Annotated in this window: 22 protein-coding genes and 1 riboswitch; of the genes, 10 read left to right on the forward strand and 12 right to left on the reverse strand. The window is 58.4% G+C overall.

Annotation, left to right across the window (positions count from 1 at the left end):
* Positions 1–58: 58 nt before the first annotated feature.
* Positions 59–349, reverse strand: coding sequence for a hypothetical protein (locus EKK30_RS00885; protein WP_290978825.1), 291 nt, complete (start codon positions 347–349; stop codon positions 59–61).
* Between the two features lie 261 nt (positions 350–610).
* On the opposite strand from EKK30_RS00885, the gene EKK30_RS00890 reads away from it, so the two are divergent.
* Complete coding sequence (locus tag EKK30_RS00890) at positions 611–1,777, forward strand: serine hydrolase (RefSeq protein WP_290978828.1); 1,167 nt, start codon at positions 611–613, stop codon at positions 1,775–1,777.
* Positions 1,778–1,795: 18 nt separating this feature from the next.
* Here EKK30_RS00890 and crcB read toward each other — a convergent pair whose 3' ends face one another.
* Complete coding sequence (gene crcB / locus EKK30_RS00895; protein WP_290978831.1) at positions 1,796–2,227, reverse strand: fluoride efflux transporter CrcB; 432 nt, start codon at positions 2,225–2,227, stop codon at positions 1,796–1,798.
* Positions 2,228–2,416: 189 nt separating this feature from the next.
* Positions 2,417–2,479: riboswitch (Fluoride riboswitch) on the reverse strand.
* Positions 2,480–2,576: 97 nt separating this feature from the next.
* Here crcB and EKK30_RS00900 point away from each other — a divergent pair.
* Positions 2,577–2,774, forward strand: a complete 198-nt coding sequence (locus EKK30_RS00900) for a hypothetical protein (RefSeq protein WP_290978834.1) — start codon at positions 2,577–2,579, stop codon at positions 2,772–2,774.
* 6 nt (positions 2,775–2,780) lie between these two features.
* On the opposite strand, the gene EKK30_RS00905 is transcribed toward EKK30_RS00900, so the two are convergent.
* Entirely contained in the window at positions 2,781–3,068 is a 288-nt protein-coding gene (locus tag EKK30_RS00905; RefSeq protein ID WP_290978837.1) for a hypothetical protein, read from the reverse strand.
* A gap of 254 nt (positions 3,069–3,322) precedes the next feature.
* Here EKK30_RS00905 and EKK30_RS00910 point away from each other — a divergent pair, with 254 nt between their 5' ends.
* Both EKK30_RS00910 and EKK30_RS00915 read left to right on the forward strand, forming a co-directional pair.
* Entirely contained in the window at positions 3,323–3,679 is a 357-nt protein-coding gene (locus EKK30_RS00910) for a polymer-forming cytoskeletal protein (RefSeq protein WP_290978841.1), read from the forward strand.
* A gap of 240 nt (positions 3,680–3,919) precedes the next feature.
* Positions 3,920–4,765, forward strand: coding sequence for an SDR family oxidoreductase (locus EKK30_RS00915; protein WP_290978843.1), 846 nt, complete (start codon positions 3,920–3,922; stop codon positions 4,763–4,765).
* A gap of 80 nt (positions 4,766–4,845) precedes the next feature.
* Here the strand turns inward: EKK30_RS00915 and EKK30_RS00920 are convergent, their stop codons facing one another.
* Both EKK30_RS00920 and EKK30_RS00925 read right to left on the reverse strand, forming a co-directional pair.
* Positions 4,846–5,109 carry a hypothetical protein gene (locus EKK30_RS00920; protein ID WP_290978846.1) on the reverse strand — a complete coding sequence of 88 codons (264 nt, stop codon included), beginning with the start codon at positions 5,107–5,109 and terminating at the stop codon, positions 4,846–4,848.
* Between the two features lie 212 nt (positions 5,110–5,321).
* A complete protein-coding gene (locus tag EKK30_RS00925) occupies positions 5,322–6,569 on the reverse strand; it encodes a diguanylate cyclase (protein ID WP_290978849.1) in 1,248 nt (415 codons plus the stop codon).
* Positions 6,570–6,990: 421 nt separating this feature from the next.
* Here EKK30_RS00925 and EKK30_RS00930 point away from each other — a divergent pair, with 421 nt between their 5' ends.
* On the forward strand, positions 6,991–7,122 hold the full coding sequence (locus EKK30_RS00930) for a hypothetical protein (protein WP_290978852.1): 132 nt from the start codon (positions 6,991–6,993) through the stop codon (positions 7,120–7,122).
* A gap of 365 nt (positions 7,123–7,487) precedes the next feature.
* On the opposite strand, the gene EKK30_RS00935 is transcribed toward EKK30_RS00930, so the two are convergent.
* Positions 7,488–8,549: an energy transducer TonB gene (locus tag EKK30_RS00935; RefSeq protein ID WP_290978855.1), complete on the reverse strand. Its 1,062-nt coding sequence runs from the start codon at positions 8,547–8,549 to the stop codon at positions 7,488–7,490.
* Between the two features lie 209 nt (positions 8,550–8,758).
* Here EKK30_RS00935 and EKK30_RS00940 point away from each other — a divergent pair, with 209 nt between their 5' ends.
* Positions 8,759–9,580: a DUF72 domain-containing protein gene (locus EKK30_RS00940; protein WP_290978858.1), complete on the forward strand. Its 822-nt coding sequence runs from the start codon at positions 8,759–8,761 to the stop codon at positions 9,578–9,580.
* Between the two features lie 12 nt (positions 9,581–9,592).
* On the opposite strand, the gene EKK30_RS00945 is transcribed toward EKK30_RS00940, so the two are convergent.
* Entirely contained in the window at positions 9,593–9,835 is a 243-nt protein-coding gene (locus EKK30_RS00945) for a hypothetical protein (RefSeq protein WP_290978861.1), read from the reverse strand.
* Between the two features lie 273 nt (positions 9,836–10,108).
* Here EKK30_RS00945 and EKK30_RS00950 point away from each other — a divergent pair, with 273 nt between their 5' ends.
* A complete protein-coding gene (locus tag EKK30_RS00950; RefSeq protein WP_290978864.1) occupies positions 10,109–10,396 on the forward strand; it encodes a hypothetical protein in 288 nt (95 codons plus the stop codon).
* Between the two features lie 76 nt (positions 10,397–10,472).
* On the opposite strand, the gene EKK30_RS00955 is transcribed toward EKK30_RS00950, so the two are convergent.
* Entirely contained in the window at positions 10,473–10,892 is a 420-nt protein-coding gene (locus EKK30_RS00955; RefSeq protein WP_290978867.1) for a hypothetical protein, read from the reverse strand.
* A gap of 285 nt (positions 10,893–11,177) precedes the next feature.
* Between EKK30_RS00955 and EKK30_RS00960 the strand changes: the two genes are divergently transcribed.
* Positions 11,178–11,615 (forward strand): hypothetical protein, encoded by a 438-nt coding sequence (locus tag EKK30_RS00960; RefSeq protein ID WP_290978870.1) that lies wholly within the window; start codon positions 11,178–11,180, stop codon positions 11,613–11,615.
* On the opposite strand, the gene EKK30_RS00965 is transcribed toward EKK30_RS00960, so the two are convergent.
* Entirely contained in the window at positions 11,577–11,921 is a 345-nt protein-coding gene (locus EKK30_RS00965; RefSeq protein ID WP_290978873.1) for a hypothetical protein, read from the reverse strand. The two genes, EKK30_RS00960 and EKK30_RS00965, sit on opposite strands and share 39 nt — an antisense overlap.
* Positions 11,922–12,104: 183 nt before the next feature.
* Here EKK30_RS00965 and EKK30_RS00970 point away from each other — a divergent pair, with 183 nt between their 5' ends.
* Together EKK30_RS00970 and EKK30_RS00975 are read left to right on the forward strand one after the other, a co-directional pair.
* Positions 12,105–12,515, forward strand: a complete 411-nt coding sequence (locus tag EKK30_RS00970; RefSeq protein WP_290978876.1) for a thioesterase family protein — start codon at positions 12,105–12,107, stop codon at positions 12,513–12,515.
* A gap of 77 nt (positions 12,516–12,592) precedes the next feature.
* A complete protein-coding gene (locus EKK30_RS00975) occupies positions 12,593–13,753 on the forward strand; it encodes a DUF1134 domain-containing protein (RefSeq protein WP_290978879.1) in 1,161 nt (386 codons plus the stop codon).
* 39 nt (positions 13,754–13,792) lie between these two features.
* Here the strand turns inward: EKK30_RS00975 and EKK30_RS00980 are convergent, their stop codons facing one another.
* The 3 genes from EKK30_RS00980 to EKK30_RS00990 form a co-directional block, all read right to left on the reverse strand.
* Positions 13,793–14,653, reverse strand: a complete 861-nt coding sequence (locus EKK30_RS00980) for a L,D-transpeptidase (RefSeq protein WP_290978882.1) — start codon at positions 14,651–14,653, stop codon at positions 13,793–13,795.
* A 187-nt stretch (positions 14,654–14,840) separates the two neighbouring features.
* Positions 14,841–16,292, reverse strand: coding sequence for a deoxyribodipyrimidine photo-lyase (locus tag EKK30_RS00985; protein ID WP_290978885.1), 1,452 nt, complete (start codon positions 16,290–16,292; stop codon positions 14,841–14,843).
* A 31-nt stretch (positions 16,293–16,323) separates the two neighbouring features.
* Positions 16,324–18,015, reverse strand: coding sequence for a tetratricopeptide repeat protein (locus EKK30_RS00990; RefSeq protein ID WP_290978888.1), 1,692 nt, complete (start codon positions 18,013–18,015; stop codon positions 16,324–16,326).
* Positions 18,016–18,079 lie beyond the last annotated feature (64 nt).

Consider the following 18,079-nt stretch of genomic DNA (forward strand, 5'->3'; position numbering starts at 1 on the left):
GGCAAAAAAAGCAGCGGATCTTGCGATCCGCTGCTTTTCCCTGTCCGTCTTGCCGAACTTAGTAGCCTGACACTCCGACGCCGCCCGGCCCAACGTAAACGCTGACGCCAGGGCCATCGTCATAGTAGTCGTAGTCCCGATAGCCGTAGTCGCGATATCGACCGCGCCAATAGTCGTCATTGCCGCCGTACCGGCGCAGATTTTCGCGATCGCTTCGGTTCAGATAACGTCCTTGCCGCTCCTTCGCGCGCGCACCTTCCACGCCACTGATGGAATCTGCTTGCACCGTCGGAACCGCAAAGGTGACCAGCATTGCAGCACCGATCGCTGCCGCCAAACTTCTTTTCATTGCGGTACTCTCCATAATTCTGCGCTCCCGCCAACCATCGTTTTGAGCGCTGCCTGCAGATCCAACGTATTCGAACGATTGCTGTTCCCAGCATCACCTGGGGTGGCGGAACGCCACATGTTGCATCGCCTGGCTATTTAAAAAGAAACGCTGTTTGAGCTCGCCGCTTGCCGACGAAGACCGGTAACCGCAGATTGCGCCGGTGATACGAGGAGTTCCCCTGAAACGTCACGCCCGCCGCGACAAAAAATGGATAACCCCATGCGCGCATTTGTTTGGTGTCTCGCCTTCCTCAGTTCGTTCGCCGCATCCGGCACGGCTCGGTCGCAAGACTCGATCGATCAAGTTCTGTCAGAGATACGAGAGAAATATGCGCTACCGGCCCTCGCGGCGGCCGTCGTCAGGAACGGCAACCTCGTTGCCGAAGGTGCCGTCGGCACGCGCTTGGCAGGAGCGGACATTCCGGTAACGGTCGACGATCGCTTCCATCTCGGATCCGACACTAAGGCGATGACCGCAACCCTCGCTGCCATGCTGATTGAGGAAGGAAAGCTCCGCTGGGATTCCACCATCGGTGAAGTCCTCGGTCATGACCTCCCGGGCTTGAAGCCAGGGTTCGCCAAGATCACGCTCGAGCAACTGCTTTCGCACACCAGCGGCATTCCCTCCGATAACGAGGAGATCTTGAAGCTCTACTTCAGTGCCGACGCCTACGACCACGGGCTGACGGAATGGCGCCTGCACCTGGTGAAGGAATGGGGATCAAAGCACGAGCCGAAGTTCCCCTCCTCCAGCAAGTTCCAATACGCCAATCTTGGCTACATCACTGTTGGCGCCATGATCGAGAAGGCTTCGGGTCAGCCCTGGGAACGGCTTATGTATGAGCGCATCTTCTTGCCTCTTGGCCTGAAGACCGCGGGCCTCGGCCCACAAGCGACATTCGGTCTGTATGACGCTCCCGTCGGCCATCGCCGGGATGATAAAGGCAAGCTGACTGCATTTCCCTGGGGCGAGCCTGCTGATCTTCCAGCCGCCTTGGGACCAGCGGGCCTCGCGCATATGAGCATCAAGGACTTCGCCACCTGGGCTGCTTGGAATGCAGGCGAAGGAAAGCGTGGTCCCCAACTCATCAAGGCAGAAACGCTGAAGCGCCTTCATACACCAGCTGTTGAGATGCAGATCAAGGATCCGAAGCCAGGCACACCTAAGTCCGGCTCTTATGCGTTCGGCTGGGGGCTCTCGAAACTGGATTGGACCGACAAACCGATCCTGACGCACAACGGATCGAACGGAATGAATTTTGCCTCTGTCTACATCGACGTGGATCACGATCTCGCAATCGTTGTCGCCACCAATATCGCCGGTTCTGACGCCGACAAAGCGGCGCTCGACGTGATGAAGGCGCTTTACACCAAGTACGTGAAGTAGCGCGGCACGACCGCCGCATCACGCTTCTTCTTCGATCGCAGCTTGGGCGATCTTTTGCGCGCCGCCATTGAAGTAGGCCGCCATGGCATGTCCTGCCGCGACCGCCAGGATACAAACGACGACCGAACCAGCGATGTTTAGGCAAGCGCGTCCCAACGCCCCGGCGCGCAACAGGTCCAGCGTCTGAAGGCTGAACGACGAGAAGGTTGTGTAGCCACCGCAGAAGCCGATCATCACGAAGAGACGCAAATTTTCCGAAACCGGGTAGCGCCCGGACGCCAATGTCAGCGTTCCGAAGAGGCCAATCAGAAACGATCCCGTGACGTTGATGACGATCGTGCCCCACGGAAGCTCTTTGCTTACAGGAAGCATCAGCACGGAAACGACGTAGCGAGCCAGGGTGCCAAGCGCACCTCCAGCCATGACGATGAGACAGGTCGAGAACGACATGACGGCCCTCAGAACAACCACGTCCCGGCATGAGACGCCGGAAGACCCAAGTGAACCAAGATTCGGACGAGCTTAGCTGGACATCATTGCGCTTCCTCCATCACTCGGGTCGCCGATTGATGAAAGAGCAACTCTTCCGCGACCGGATTGAAATGCCCTGCCACTGGCTGCTCGTGGGCGAGCAGTCACCAATCAGCAGGAATCATCAGCCGTCGGGGCGGTTATGCGGGAGATCCCATTCCCTTAAGATAAAGGCTAACGCGCTTACCCATCATGTCAACGAGATATTTTCTTGCTATAATCAGATGCGCTTAGGATACCCGGCGCCGCCTCTTAACCGGTCCCCCGCATGTCCCTTTTTCTTCCCTTTTGGCAACGGCTGCTTGTTACGGTCCTCGCGATGCTCGCCTCGAGCTGGATTGCCGGGCTCATCTGGCACGCGATCTTCAACTTCCCACTACCAAGCTATGTCGGGGGCGTGGTCGGCGGTCTCGCGGCGCTCCCGCTTTGGGATCTGTTGAAGCGTATCCGGCCCGGCACCGTCTGAGTAACGTCAGATCGGGAGGACGGAGCGGATCTGATCCTCGTACTGCCGCACCGCCTCGATCGCGCGGCTCTTCATCGCCGGATCGACCTCATTTTCGGTCGCGAAAGCTTCGATCGCTTCCCGGGCATTGTTGACGATCTGCGTCGTGGCGTTCTGCGGGCTCATTTCGCGGCTTACGATCTTTTGCAGGAGCTGTGTCAGGATCACGCCGGTCGCCAGCGACAAACCCGATAGCTCAATCACCTGGCGCTTCAGATCTGCAATTTCCGCATTGGTATCTGCCGTATCCGCCATGGCCGAATCTCCGTTCGTGCGCCGATTTACGGCCGCTTGCTAATACCGCACACGAGAGAGCGCAAGGCGTGTTATGGCATCGACGGCCGGCTAGCATTGCCGCGCTTCCCGCGTGCAGCATGTTTGCTGGCGCCTGCTTGCCCCGTCATTAACGTTCACCGGCGGTGACGCTTCTAAGGCCCGAAATTCGCCGAAAACAATCGCGATGGTCCTCCCGGCGGGAATAGGGTCAGCTAGTACAGGTTCTTAGATCCATGCATGAGCTTAAGCCGGCGGCGAGCATCGGACGCACGCTTTCCATCCCGCGCACCGCGACGATAGAAGGTGGCATCGACTATCCCGGACCTCTCGTCGTGGAAGGAACGGTACTGGGCGATGTCAATTGTCTCTCGCTGGTTGTCGCAGAACGCGGCATCGTCGAAGGCACCATCAAATCTGAAACCGTGACGGTGGCCGGGGAGGTCTCCGGCGAAATCTTCGCGAACGAGCTGATCTTGAAGGCCGCCTGTTCGGTCAATGCGGAGATCGTTCACAAGAAGCTGCTCCTTGAATCCGGAGCGTTCTTCGAAGGCAAATCCCGGCGTCATGCGAGCCCGCTTCAGCTTGTCTGAACGCGAGCGGCAGCTGCGCAAAGTAGCGCCGCATCGTGGAGTCGGCCGCAACGCGCCGCGCCCGTGAGCCGGCGGGGACACGGATTAGGCGTTTCGCGACCGACACCGCGAGGCGGCGATTTCAGCGACCCTCATTTACCTTGCTGCTCCTCTCGGCACTGTTCCCTAGGGAACAGCTCGATCCGCCTTCGCCGGTCGCGTAGAACACGGTAGCGACTGTTAGCGGAGCCATTCGACCTCATGCCCAGGGTCTTGATTACAGGTACTTCGTCCGGATTCGGCCTATCTATCGCCGTCGAGCTCGCCAGGGCCGGCTGGACGGTGCTTGCGACCATGCGTGACACATCCAAGCGAAACGAACTCGATCGCGCGGTACAGGCCGCGGGCGTTACGCGCAATGTCTCTGTATCCCAGCTGGACGTGACCGATCCGCTGTCGATCGATCGCGCTCTTGCCGAGCTTGATATCACGGCGGGTGGTCTCGATGCCGTCGTTCATAATGCAGGCGTCGCGGTAGGCGGCGCATTCGAGGACCTCGACGAAACCAGCATTCGGCGCATCATGGACGTGAACTACTTTGGCGTCCTTGCGCTCACGAAGCGCCTTCTGCCGGTATTTCGGGCTCAGCGGCGCGGGCGCATCGTGATCATTTCGAGCGAATCTGCGTTCGCCGGCCAGCCTGGCAACTCTCCGTATTGCGCTTCGAAATGGGCCGTCGAAGGCTGGGCTGAATCGCTTGCCTACGAAGTCGAGCACTTTGGGATCGAGATCATCCTGGTCGAGCCTGGCCCTTACCGGACCAGCATATGGAAGAACTCCCAGAGAGTGTTGCCGAACGACAGCGCCTACCGCCCTCTGCTGAAGCATCTGGAAGTGACAGTCGAGGCCTACGTGGCAAAGGCCGCAGGCGATCCGGTCGACGTGGGAAAGGCGGTTGCGAGAGTATTGTCAGCCCGACGTCCGCATTTTCGGAACCCCGTCGGACCGACCGCCAAATTCCAGCACTTCGCCCGAGGCAAGCTCCCAACCCGGGTATTGCGGAAAATACTCGGAGGCTTCCTCGGACTTCAAAAAGTGCGGTGGTAAGAACCTATCTGCGGACAAGAAAAAACCCATCGCTGCGCCTGGCAGCGATGGGCGTCGTCTGTTACCAGCGGCGACGATGACTATTTGCCGTGCTCGCGGTGATACTGGTCGATATCTGCCTGGGTAACTTCGCTCGACTTTCCGAGCGCCTGGATGCAGCTTTCCGTAAGCGTCTTGCGATGCTCACGCATGCATTCCCTGGCGCCCGTCGTGCCGACCTTATGCTGGCTGCAGTACTGCGCGAAGTCGGCGCTGCAAGCGTCCTTCACGGCCTGACTGACCGCGAAAGCGCACCCCGACGAAAGAGCCAGCGCACCTGCTGCTAAAATCGCGACCCTCTTCATGTCCCTGATCCTTCTGAGTAAAGCCCCGTCGATCAACGCAGATGCAGCGCCGTGGTTCCAAGGTCAAGAGCACTTAGCAGAGTCGCCACACGACAAGGACGTTCTGACACTGCTTCGTAATCTGGCCGCATTCGTGTTGGTCGACCGGTTTGGTGAGTGATCAAACCGGATTCCATCCGGCGGCGGGTGGCCTCTGCTCGCATCAGGCGAGCCTATGAGCCGAACCGCATCCTGCGGTCGGCGACCTCGATGATCCCTCCTACCGGAATCCGCGGCGCGACCTGGTTACGACCGTTTCTTTTTGCCGAGTAGAGCGCCGAGTCGGCAGAGGAAATCACGAGACCGACACGCACTTCCCGATTGAGGACCGCCGAGGCCACACCCAAACTGACCGTCACGACCTCTCCTGGAGCAAGGGCCGGATGAGGAATTGCCGCATCCTGCACCGCCCGCCGAATGCGCTCCGCGATCCGAACCGCAGTCGGCATGCTTAGCCCGCGCAGGACGACGATGAACTCTTCACCTCCGAACCGGAAGACATCATCCGAGTAGTCACGCAATTCGCCTTGGACGATGCCAGCGACCCGCTTTAGGCAAACATCGCCTGCCTGATGGCCCGCGGTGTCATTGAAGGGCTTGAAGTGGTCGATGTCTATCAGGATGACAGCAAGTTCCTCGATGCCTGATCCGGCGTGATCACATGCTTCGATTGCCTCGTCGAGCGAGCGGCGATTGCGAAGTCCCGTCAGGGGGTCGCGCCGGCTCTTAAGGTCGAGATCGCGGCGTTGGAATCGTCCGCGGAGCGACAGCAAGTAGTTCATCCTCGTCTCGCGCTCGAGCACGTATGAGGCGAAGAGTGTGAGGATGATTGCACAGCCGAAGACGCTGTTGGTGGAGATTTGAAACTCGACTGAATGAGATGGAATGCTGGCCAAACCGAACGCGTGTATGGCGAAGCACGCCAAACACGCCGCTATCGCCCACCAGAAGCGGACTCGCTGAACCATCACGATAAACAGAACGATCAGCAGGATCGACTGATGCTGCGCACTATGTTGACCATCATCACTGATGAGCATGAGATAAAGAATGCTGCCTGCACCGAGAACGACTCCACCCACCACGACCAAGGATTCCCGTATGGCGGTCGGCGGATTGAAGTGGACGGAGACAATGAGCAAGAGCGCGAGCGGCGTGACGATCCCGAGTCGGACCCAAACCGCAGTCGCGAACGTCTCCGGCGAAATCAGCCAATCGGAAAGCAAGAAGAGGTCGTAAAGGAGCACTCCGAAGAGGCCCGTGAATATCAACTGCCGACATCTATCGTATGCGCCTTCTTGTTCGAAGGCGGTTTCTATCTGCTCTGGAAAATTCAGCAGCGGAAAACCTGTCGAGATGACATCTTCGACGGCAGAAGGCTCTATTCCGGCTGGTATTGTTTCGTCTGTCACTTGTCCCATCGTGCACATTCCCCCGCTCATCATGAGCGCCAGGGGCGAAACTACCGACGGATGGCTTAATACGAGGTACACAGAACAGCTGAACGAAGATCATTTTCGGCGATGAACGAAAACCGAGATCTTCGGGACGCAACCATGAATTTCTTTTTTTTTCATAGCATTACATAGCAACCCGAGCCCGCATTTCTCGCAAAAGCACCACGTTGGCAAAAATAAGTTGCAGCGATCATATTATATCTGCCGGACTGCGGAGATTTCGGAACGATATGACCGCTTGGCCGCGCGACTGTTGCGGCCGGCACACGCCGCGAATTCGAACGGGAGGTAGGCTGTCGCCTTAAGGAACAGCTTTCAGCATTCCCACGTTAGTCGTCGCACAGGTTGAAGTTCTGCGACACAATCCTCACGGTGGGAGATGAAAATGAAATACGCTGCACTCGGAATCTGCATTGCTGCGCTCGCACTCGGCGCCTGCCGTCGCGAAACACCGGAGTATACTCCGATGAAGCTCGGCGGTACCTCGGCGACATCTTCGACGGGCGATCAGCACTAAGGAAGTGACCAGCTGCAGCAACGCCGCCACGCGTTCCGACTAACGGCGTCGCTGCTTCAATTTGACGGTTGTGGGTCGGTCTGAGTCGCCCGTACGCTCCAGGAAAGATCATAAGAAACGTCGGGATCGCGCCCAGGATAATCGATCGGCAGATTGGCTGCCGCATCGTCGTTTATCTGGAGCGATCATGGCCGAAAAGACCGACGTGACCTTTCTCCTCGCCCTCCTGATTTTGACGCTCGTTGGACTAGTCGTTTCTTCGGCAACCCACGCCAGCGAGATCGTCGCCGGTATATAGCCCATCAACTAGCAAAATTTGATGCGGATCGCGCGCCACGTGCGCTGCGGTCAGAGTGGCCTGAGCATCAATCGTAGATGTAGGTCACCATGAATGTGCGGTCAGCTAAATTCGAGCCCGCGGGTGGGATCGGATAGCTGGTTTGCTTAGCTGCAAAAACGACGTCCTGATTTAGCGACGAATCTTTGGATCCGGCGAGCAGCTTTACGTCGACGACATTCCCGCTTTCCGAAAGCAGTATCCTGACCGTCACGCGCCCAAGTGTGTTTGTGAGCTGCGGCATGGTCTGTTGCAGTGCTCGGATCACCGCCCGTGCGAACGCATCATTCAATCCCGAGCGCGTAATCCCTGGTGGCCGCTGAAAAGCCGCGGCTCCGCCACCGCCGCTAAAGCTTGGAGCGAGCGCCTGGGTAGAGAAATCGAGCGCGGCGACTTTCTTTTGCGCCTTGGCCGAAGATTTGTTCGCCTGCTTGGTGGTGCTCGGCTTTTTCGGTTCGTGCTTTGGCTCAGGCTTCGGTTGAGGCTTTGGCTTGGGCTCGTTCGCGCTCTGCATCTTGGTCGGATCATCATTTTGCAGAGAGAATAGATCCGGAGGCTGGCTATCAGGTGCCGTATCGTCCGGTTTGGCCACGTCTTTTGGCTCAGGCTTCGCCGGATCGACATCCTGAGGCAAATCGGGCTGCGCAGTCTCCTGTTGCTGCGGCGTTTCTTGCGGTGGCGGCTGCTCCGGCTGAGGTGGCTGCGGCTCCTGCTTTGCCTGCTCGGGCTGCGGCGGCGTTGGCGGTTTTTGCTCTTGAGGCTGTTGCTGCGGCTTGGCTTTCTCTTCCTGCTGCGTGGGTGCGACTGGACCCGGCGGGGGAGACACCTGGTCGGCGAACGTGACCTTGCTATTGAGATCCTGCTCCGTCACCAACGAGACGCTGATAGCATCGTCTGCGCCGTTTTCACTGCCGAGACGCTTGGCGCTGCTGCCATTCTGGGCCGCACTGATGAAGAAAGACGCGTGCAGCAAGGCAGCCACCGCAAGCGCTATGTAGAAGTTGCGCTCGCGCTTGGTCGTCCCAGCGCTCCAATGTGCGAAGCCCGCGATCGAAAGACCGGCCGTTTGCCCCACGTTCTCGGCAGTCATGTACTTAAGCTTGTTCCCAACCGTCTAAGTGTCCGGCGCTTGCCCCTAGCGCCACCAACAACGATAAATGATCGGCGAAAAAACGCCGAGATGTCGTGCTCACGAATATCTGTGTATGCGCCTGGTAGTCGCGGGAAAAAACGTGAGCATCCTCAGAATTATGGCGAATCGCTGGATAACCTCACACCGGCCGCACCCAGGATGCAACCATGGCGCGTAAGAGTAAGACGGTCGGAAGCGGTGCGATTCGCGCCGGTATCGGCGGCTGGACGTTCGAACCCTGGCGCGGCGTGTTTTATCCGCAGAGTTTGCCGCATTCGAAAGAACTGCATTACGCCAGCCACCATCTTGCCACGATTGAGATCAACGGGACCTATTATCGAACGCAGAAACCTTCCACGTTCGCAAACTGGGCGAATGAAGCGCCCCCTGGCTTCATCTTCACGGTCAAAGGTCCGCGTTACGCCACAAACAGGAGGGTCCTCGCGGAAGCGGGAGAGTCGATCGAGCGTTTCGTCGCTTCAGGTGTCACCGAACTCGCTGAAAAACTAGGCCCCCTGCTCTGGCAGTTCGCACCGACCAAGAAGTTTGATGCAGCCGATTTTGGCGCCTTCCTCGACTTGCTTCCGCAAAAATCGGCGGGCGTCGTATTGAAGCACGCGGTCGAGGTCCGTCACCCCTCGTTCTGCACTCCCGAGTTCGTTGGACTGGCCCGCAAGAAATCGATCGGTATCGTCTTTGCCGACCATGCCACCTATCCGGCGATCTCGGATGTGACGAGCGACTTCATTTACGCGCGCCTTCAAACTGGAGAGGATACGATTCCGACGGCATATAAGCCGAAGGCATTGGACAAATGGGCGGAGCGCGCCAAGGTTTGGGCAAGCGGCGGGGCGCCTGACGACCTGCCGATCATCGACCCGGCGCATGAACCCGCGCGTCAGCCACGCGACGTGTTCGTCTATTTCATCCACGAAGGTAAAGTACGCGCGCCAGCGGCGGCGACGGCATTTCAACAGCGCGTTTCCTAGGGACGCGACCGGTCAGCGATCGTACCGCCAAGGACGCCTAAGATCGATCCGGCGCGGAGGCGGAGGACCATACTGCCGATAATAGCCGCTCGGCCGTCCGTAGCGGCGCAGGAGTTCGAAGTCTGAAGAGCTTGCGATCCCAGCCCGATAGTTTGCCCGCGCGTGTTCTACGTCGAAAATCGTCTGCGCCGACGCGGGTAGCCCGCCAAGGCCAAGCGCCGCCAGGGTCAGGAACAGTATTGCAGCTACTTTCATAATTGAACTTTCAAACATCGGGCGGACAGGCACTGCGAAGACACCCCACCACGCATAACCCAAATCGCGCCGGAGAGCCGTTCCTGACTTGCGATATGGTGAGCGAGTTCTTGCGAAACAGAGCGGAAAAGCTCGTCCCGCCTATAACAACGCATCGTTCGCCTATGCCTCTCCCATGCCACGTTCAGGGCGCGAATCTGGTAGAAAGGGAGAATAAATCCGGGGCTCCGAAGCGATCGCCGGCCCCTCGCTTAAGCAACAATGGAGCGAACCATGTCGTCGGACCGGACTCAACTCGCTATTGGCCGCAACTCGATATCGGTACCCCGACTGACCAAGCGGTTTGTAGAAGCCGTCATCGCCACAGGACTGACCTCGATCGTGGCCTTCGTAATCCTCGTTTTGAACAACGTGCTGACCAATCGAGGCGGATGGATCGAAGGCTTCAACGTTTGGCAGTCCTTCATGCGCCAGCCCGCCATTTTGGGCACAATGCTGCTGACGTCCTTGGTGACCGTGCTGTTTCTCTCGTGGCAGCGGGATCGGGAAATGAAGCGCTGAGCTTGACCTCCGGGTATTAAAAAAACGGCGAGATGCAGATCTCGCCGTTTGATCTTTGATAGACCTTGCCGCGCGCTTATTTCTTTAACGCGGCGTTGCACTGGCTGTAGTAGCCACCGCCCTTCTGGATCCATTTGAGGCCGCCGTTGCCGCCATTTCCTTTGTTGGCCTTATATTGATCAAGGCACGTGTGCATCCGGGCTTTGCCAGCAGTTTCTTTCGAGTACTTCGGATCGATTGCTTTCGGAAAAACCGCGGCTGTTGCGGCCGGCGTGGGTTCGGTCTTGGCAGCAGCCTTCTCCTCAGGCGCCGCATCCGCCCCAGAGCATTCTTTCTTTCTGAAGTCGTTCCACGTCTGACCGTTCAGCGTACCGGCAGATTTCGCCGCCTGATACTTCACGCTGCACTCCTTGGACGTTAGAGCAAAGCTCGGGCCACTGCCCGCAAAGCTGATAGCCGCGAGCGCAGCCGCAAATGCCAAACTACGTGGGATCATGTGAGGTCTCTCCTAGGACGGCGCTTGAGCAAGCGACCCATAGCGAAAATGTACCGCCACTCGCAGGCCGGCTGAAAGGTGCAAGTTGCACTCGGGCGAAAATTAGCTCGGATAGGGTATATGAGGTCGGCTGATTTGCGGGAATGCAAATCGATTGTACTTACGAAAAAGTATAAGCCCAGCACGTGCTTGCAGCTTCAGCAAGTGGACAAGTTACGCGGGTGCGACTGCCCTTGGTGGCTCACGAATTGCCGTTACAATCATCATGTAGAAGGAGTGTTGCGCGTGCCAAGGATAGGCTATTGGGCCACATGCTGCGCCATCGGCGGGTCGGTGCTGTTTGGCCAAGCAGCCTTTGCGACCGAACCTGCAAAGGACGTTCTGACCACGACGAGGGCGGCGATCGCCGCAACGAACTTGACGCCTTACGACATCGGGTCTCGCTACGGCCAGGCTTTGGGCGCCTCAGAAACCTGCCCCGGCGCGAAATTGACGGAGAAGGCCAACGTTTTGCCGTCGGTATACACGGATGCCAAACTCGCCGAATTCAGTTCGCAGGAAAAGAAGATCTACGAAGCCTGGACCCGAGTGAAACATTGCGTGCAGGACGACGCTTCCGGTCAGTGTAAAGTCGTTGCCGACGAAAGCTGCGCCGCCGCATTATCCGAAATCGGCCCGTCAGGATCAGCGGTCCCCGGCTTGATCGAAATCTCCCGCCCCTAAGTTCCCCGATGAGCGCATGCGTCCCCACCACGAGGACGCACCGATGATTGCCTCGCCGCTGGCCCACAACACCAGCACCACGAGCAAGATGCTGTAAGAAACCCAGCCAAGACTTGCCGTCGTCAACAGGCCGGATACGGCAGGTGAAAGGTCCGCGCCGAAACCTGTGCAACGCTCCACAGTGACGTCGTTGATCTCACAGCCGAGAAACCAGGCTAGGGCCGTCGCAGCGATAATTCCCGAAAACGGCGCGAGGGCCATCACGGTCGAAAAGGCTACCAAGAACCAGCGAACGCGACGTAACACGGCCCCTCCGACTACTCGCGACGCCACTGACCTTACCAAATGCAAAAATGAGCTAATCAAGGATGGCAGACTTGTACACGTCCGGTCATCTTGTGGTTAACGGCGCCTAGCGCGACCAGCGAAGCTATTGCTCAGACCGTGAGTAGCCCTTATGGGCCGTTTCAGGTTGCAGGGAGCACGCTGATGGCTGACTTTTCAAAACTGGTCGTGGGGTTGAAAGGCACGGCGCGCTTTCCAGTTACCGAGAATCGCCTCGCTACCCACGTCGGCAGTGGAGATGTACCCGTGTTTGCCAGTCCGATGATGGTTGCCGCTATGGAAGCAGCCGCCGTAGATTGTTTACGGAACTGTTTGCCGGCAGACCATCAAAGCCTCGGCGTTCATCTCGATGTCAAGCACATCGCGCCCACCCCGATTGGAGCGACGGTCACGGCCACGGCTGTCATTACAGCGATCGATGGCCGCAAAGTGAGCTTCGACGTCTCCGCAAATGACGGTATCGAAACCATTGGTTCTGGCGTTCACACACGCATCATTGTTGATGTGCCACGCTTTATGGCGCGCCTCGCCGCCAAATCGAAATCCCTGCCCTGAGGCAGTCGGCAATCGTTTGCTCTCGTTCATCTCGACTCATCTATGGGGCGTGAGCAAACCACTGGAGCAGCAATGCCATGCGATCGTCGCTTAAAATGTTCGCTTTCGCTCTAGCGAGTTTCGCGAACGTTCAGATAGCAGAGGCGGCAACCTGCACGTCGAAAGAGTTTGCAGATGCAGTGGACCAATCGGGTGCCAGCCTGCGAGCCCTGACGCTGGAGGCTCAGCCGAAGCTGCAGGAGCGTTTGAAGCGGTACAAGGAAGCGCTCAAACTGAGCGATTCCGATTATGAGAATTCTGCCCTGGACGCGATCCAGGATTCCAAGCTCGAAGACTTCGACAAGAAGAGCAGCGAACTGCTGCTGCGTGTTGACTCGCTCGGACGAGTACCTGAGGGAACTCAGCCCGATTGCGCCAAGCTCGACGAAGTGAAAGCGGCTGCCGCTGAGCTCAACACGATCGTCAAAGCCAAATCAGACTACATGCTGAAGCGGCTGGACGAGAAAATTGCCCAGGCTGAGCAGAACAATCCGTCATCCCGTCAGGCCGCTGCTCCAACGCCGTCGCCTACGGTCGCACCACCCGTCACCCCTGCTCCGCCACCAGCGCCAAAGAAGCCCGCGGCGGTAGCCCAGCCGAAAGCGCCTTCCAAACCCAACGAGGGTTGGGCAACCCACACCAAGCCCGATGAGTCACCGCCTCCTCCAGTGGCGATGAGAGAACCGATGCCTCAGCTTCCGCCGCCCGAGGAAGAGGGTTACACGATCGACGAAATCCGCGACGCGACGCGAGGGTTTTTCGGCGCCGTTTCGACCAACCTCGCAGCGGTTATTGAACATGCCTTCAAGCAGTCAGGACGACCTACCGCTTACGTACTCGGGTATGAGGGCGGCGGGGCGTTCCTCGCTGGGCTGCGATTTGGCCAAGGTACGCTTTATATGCGTTCGATGTCGGGCACGCGGCCGGTCTATTGGCACGGCCCTTCTTTAGGCACCGATCTCGGCGCGTCGGGCTCACGCACATTGTTTCTCATCTATCGCATGGATACGCCCGATGGGATATTTAGGAACTTCACCGGCATCGACGGATCTGCGTATTTTGTCGGCGGAGTCGGCCTGACGCTGCTGAAGGGCGGCCCCGTGATCATGGCCCCGATCAGATCGGGCGTAGGCATGCGTCTCGGCGCGAATGTCGGTTATCTTCGCTTCACCGAGCAGCCGACCTGGAATCCATTTTGATATAAACAAAAGAAAGGCCCGGGACACCGGGCCTTTCTTTTAGTTCGCACTGTAATTGCTGCTTGTCTGCGAATAACGCCGGCGCTTCTGACCGTCCTTCAGGACATACTGGCCATCCTTGCGCCGATAGACCTTCGTACGCTTACCGTCGATGTAGACGTACGTGTATCCCTTACGATCTCGCTTTCGCAGTTCGCGCGCATCGAGATCATCGCTCGCGCTAGCGCCCCAAAACCAGCCTGCGTCATTGTTCGCGTAGTCGTAATCGCGACGCGAGTCGCGGCGGCTCGCAACCGCGTCCCGATAGTTGGGTCGGCCGTGGACAGTTACACGTGTTCTCTGCAGACCATGTTGCTGCACCAGATTGTAGAACGTCTTGGCGTTCGCCGGCGCCAGACGAATGCAGCCGTGCGATGCGGGCATGCCGAGTGCGGCCAGGTGGTAGGTCCCGTGAACCGCCACGCCACCATTGATAAAGACGGCGTTGGGCATTGGAGCATTGTCGTATTTTTTCGAGTACCACATCTTAGACGTCCACTGTGGATAGAAGCTCCCGGTGGGCGTCGGATACTGCGACGCGCCAGAGGAGATCGTCCATCGGTAGCGCGGCTCGCCATTCACTGACACGGTCATTGTTTGTCGCGAAAGGTCGACGGACGCAGTAAGCGTCGGCGGCAGTGGGCGAGGCTTGACCACCGGCTCTGTCTTCGCGGCGGCAGCGCCTTTGGACGGAGATTGAGCCTCCTTCGGGTCAGACGATTTTCCGAAGTAGGTCGTAGTCCCAGATTCCGTCGAGGTGGTCGACGCTCCGCTAGCTGAATTGCCGTTCGGCTCGGCAAAGGCCGAAATAGAAGGAACGGCAACGACGAACGTCGCCGCCAACGCAATTGCCCGCAACATTAGTGAACTCCCTACGCAATACTTCAGTGATTGAATACTACGGCGAATGACACCGGAGCGTTAATGGAAATTACCAATAATTCGCAGCCCGTACAGCTATACTCTTCAATGAGCTTACGAAACCGTTTCCGAATTTGTGCTCGGGAGGTTGTGCTCACGCGCGTTGGCTAGGCACACCTTGCGTGCCTCATGAAGTGCTGCGCGGCAAATTCTGATAGATTTTCAATGCTCGCTCCCTCGCGATCTGATGATCGACAATGGGCTCCGGATAGGTTTTTCCGAGTTTCACATCCGCGCGCTGCAGCGCGCTCACGCTAGCGGCCCAAGGCGAATGAAGTTCACTTGCAGGAAGGCGCGCAAGCTCCGGCACCCATTTCGACACGTACTTGCCTTCTGGATCGAACTTCTGTCCCTGCAGGATAGGATTAAAGATTCGGAAATAAGGAGCCGCGTCTGCACCGCATCCCGCGACCCACTGCCAGCTGGCAGAGTTGTTAGCGAGATCCGCATCGACCAGCGTGTCCCAAAAACAAGCTTCGCCCTCGGTCCAATGCAAGAGCAGGTGCTTCGTTAGGAAAGAAGCAACAATCATTCGCACCCGGTTGTGCATGTAGCCTGTGGACCAAAGCTCGCGCATCCCGGCATCGACGATCGGGTATCCGGTTTCTCCTCTCCGCCAAGCTTTGAGATCTGCTGCAGAGTTCCGCCAAGGGAACGCTGAGAATTCAGTCCTCAGGGCTTTCTCGGGCATTTCGGGCAGATGAAAAAGAAGCGAATACGAGAACTCGCGCCAGACAAGTTCCCTCATGAAGGTCTCGACCGATTTCTCGCCCAGTTCTTTCTCATGCTGCGCGTGAACTGCCGCGCGCCAGCATGCAGCGGGAGATATCTCACCGAATGCGAGATGCGGTGAAAGCCGCGAGGTCCCGCATTGATCCGGCCGGTCGCGCGACTGTGCATAGGTTGCCAGCGCGCCAGCGGCGAACGTCTTGAGACGCGATCGCGCGCCCTCTTCACCAGGCACCCACGTATCAGCCAGTCCACTGGACCAATCCGGTTTTGACGGCAAAAGGTTCCAATCAGTCAATTTCTCGGAAGCGACGGCTTCCGCCGGTGGCACCAGCCGCCGCGGCGCCGACAACTCCTTCGCCACTAAGAGATCACTGGTGAAAGCCCGCCAAAACGGGCTGTAGACTTGAAATGGTTTGCCGGCGGCGGTTCGCAACTCCTCGGGTTCGCGGATTAGGCGCCCCCCATATCGTTTGAGCGCCACTTGAGTTTTCGCAAACGCCGAATGCAATCGGCTCTCGAGCGCGACTGCAGACGGTTCATACCCGCGCGTGAAATAGATCGCCGACGCATGCGTTTCCTCAGCGAGCCGCTGCAGTTGATTTGAAGTTTCACCGCGCCGTAAAAGCAGTCGCCCACCGCGATGCTCAATGTCTTTCGCGAGAGCATCGAGGCTGTTGGCTAGCCACCATCGCGACGCCCCTCCAAGCTTCCAATGCCCAGCCGCGTCATCATCGAGAATGTAGACAAGAACGAGGGGCGTGCCGGACTTCACCGCAGCAGTCAAAGCGGGATGATCGTGGAGGCGAAGATCGTTTCGAAACCACACGATGACGGGATTGGCGCTCATGCTCCTGTTACGGATGCACACTGCGCTCAGATCAGTTTCCGAATAAAAACTCGAATATCGACTTGGGCTTGTACCGACGGCGCTCCTGCCGGGCAGCCGAATCGCCGCTGTAGGTCTGATCGCGGTTTCCAACGACGGCAACATTCACCGGCCGAAGCTGATATTCGTCCGTAACGCCGTCGACACTGGCAATTTGCAGGCGATCGCCGTCCCATGACCAAGTCGCGACGCGGCTGCCCTGTCGATGTGGTTCTATCGCCAAAACCTTTGCCGCGTTGATGTCGACGATCGCCGCCGATTCAGTTTCTTCAACGCCGTTCTTTCCTTGAACCTGGCCACCAGCAAATCGCAAAATACCATAGCCCGCGTAAGGCGGCTTCTGCGGCTCCCACGCGAGAAGCTTCGGCAGACCTTGGCCTGTCATCTCCAGCGGCACCCGGATTTGGGGGTAATCGTCACTGGTCGCGAAATAATCCGTTCCATGCAAGACCACGTGCCACCGTTCGATGTCGAGCGATGGGTCGGGCTTGTCCTCAACATCATCCGATGATGCCCCAAGCCGCTTCAACGCGTCGGAAGCGAACTGCCAACTCGGCCTGATCTGCAGCACGCGACGCAGGTCGGCGATCGCGGTATCGGCTTGTCCGTTGGCTTCGGCAATTTCTCCCCGCGCCCAAAGCGCCTCGGGCGAGTCGGGATCGAGCTTGATCGCCGTCTCCACGTCTTTCGCGCCGATGTCAGGCTGGCCATTCTGCTTATACACGTACGCTCTGAATGCGAAGGCAACCGCTGAGCGCGGATCCAGCGCGATCGCCCTGTTCAGATCCGCGTAAGCATCATCGAAAGCTTCGGCGATGCCATTTGCAAGACCACGCCCCTCGTAGGCGGCGCTCGATTTGGGATCGAGTTCGATGGCGCGCGCAAAATCCTTGATGGCCGAGGCCGTATTGCCCGCCAGAAGATACGCGTATCCGCGCACGACGTAGAGTTCACCATTGTTGGCATCGAACGCGATCGCGCGTGAGAGGTCCTCGATTGCGTCGTCGCGCTGCCCGATCGACATGCGCGCTTCAGCCCGGTTCCGATAGGCGGAGGCAAAGCGGGCATCGGCGCTTACGGCGCGCGAGAAATCTCGGACGGCCGCGTGCGGCTTACCAACGGCTAGATAGGCGAGCCCACGCCCCGATAGGGGAGGAGCACTCGCCGGCATGAGTTCGACGGCCCGCGTGAAATCGGCCAATGCCTCATCTGATTTTCCGATTCTCATCTTGGCATTGCCGCGGTTCGAATATGCGGCCGCGTAGCCGGGAGCCAGAGCGAGCGCGCGATCGAAATCCTTGATCGCCTCGCCGAGCTGTCCAAGCGCTAACAGCAGGTTACCGCGGTTGTTGTAGGCAACCGGGTATTCCGGAAATAATTCGATGGCGCGGTTGTAGTCGTCGAGCGCGGCTTTTGTTTCCCCGAGGCGCACATTGCCGACGGCGCGATCGTTCAAGATCGCTGCGCGCCTGTCGTTCGGGAGGCCCGTATCCTTGAGAGCTAGCGTATAGGCTGCCACTGCTTTCGCGACATCGCCTCGAATGAGCTGCGCAGCTCCCTCTTCGCCCGGCGTCGGAGATGGAACGGGCGCTGGCACCGCGATTGGATCATCCGCCAAAGCGGGGGCCGCGCCGACAAGCGACAACAGAACAAGCGCGACCGGCAAAATTCGCAAACCGTTCATAGAGCGGCGAAACCTCTTAAGCCCGTCAGAATCAAATCTCCAGAGATCGAATATTAGCGCGCCA

The organism is Hyphomicrobium sp. (assembly GCF_003987855.1).
In the GTDB taxonomy this organism is placed as follows: domain Bacteria; phylum Pseudomonadota; class Alphaproteobacteria; order Rhizobiales; family Hyphomicrobiaceae; genus Hyphomicrobium_B.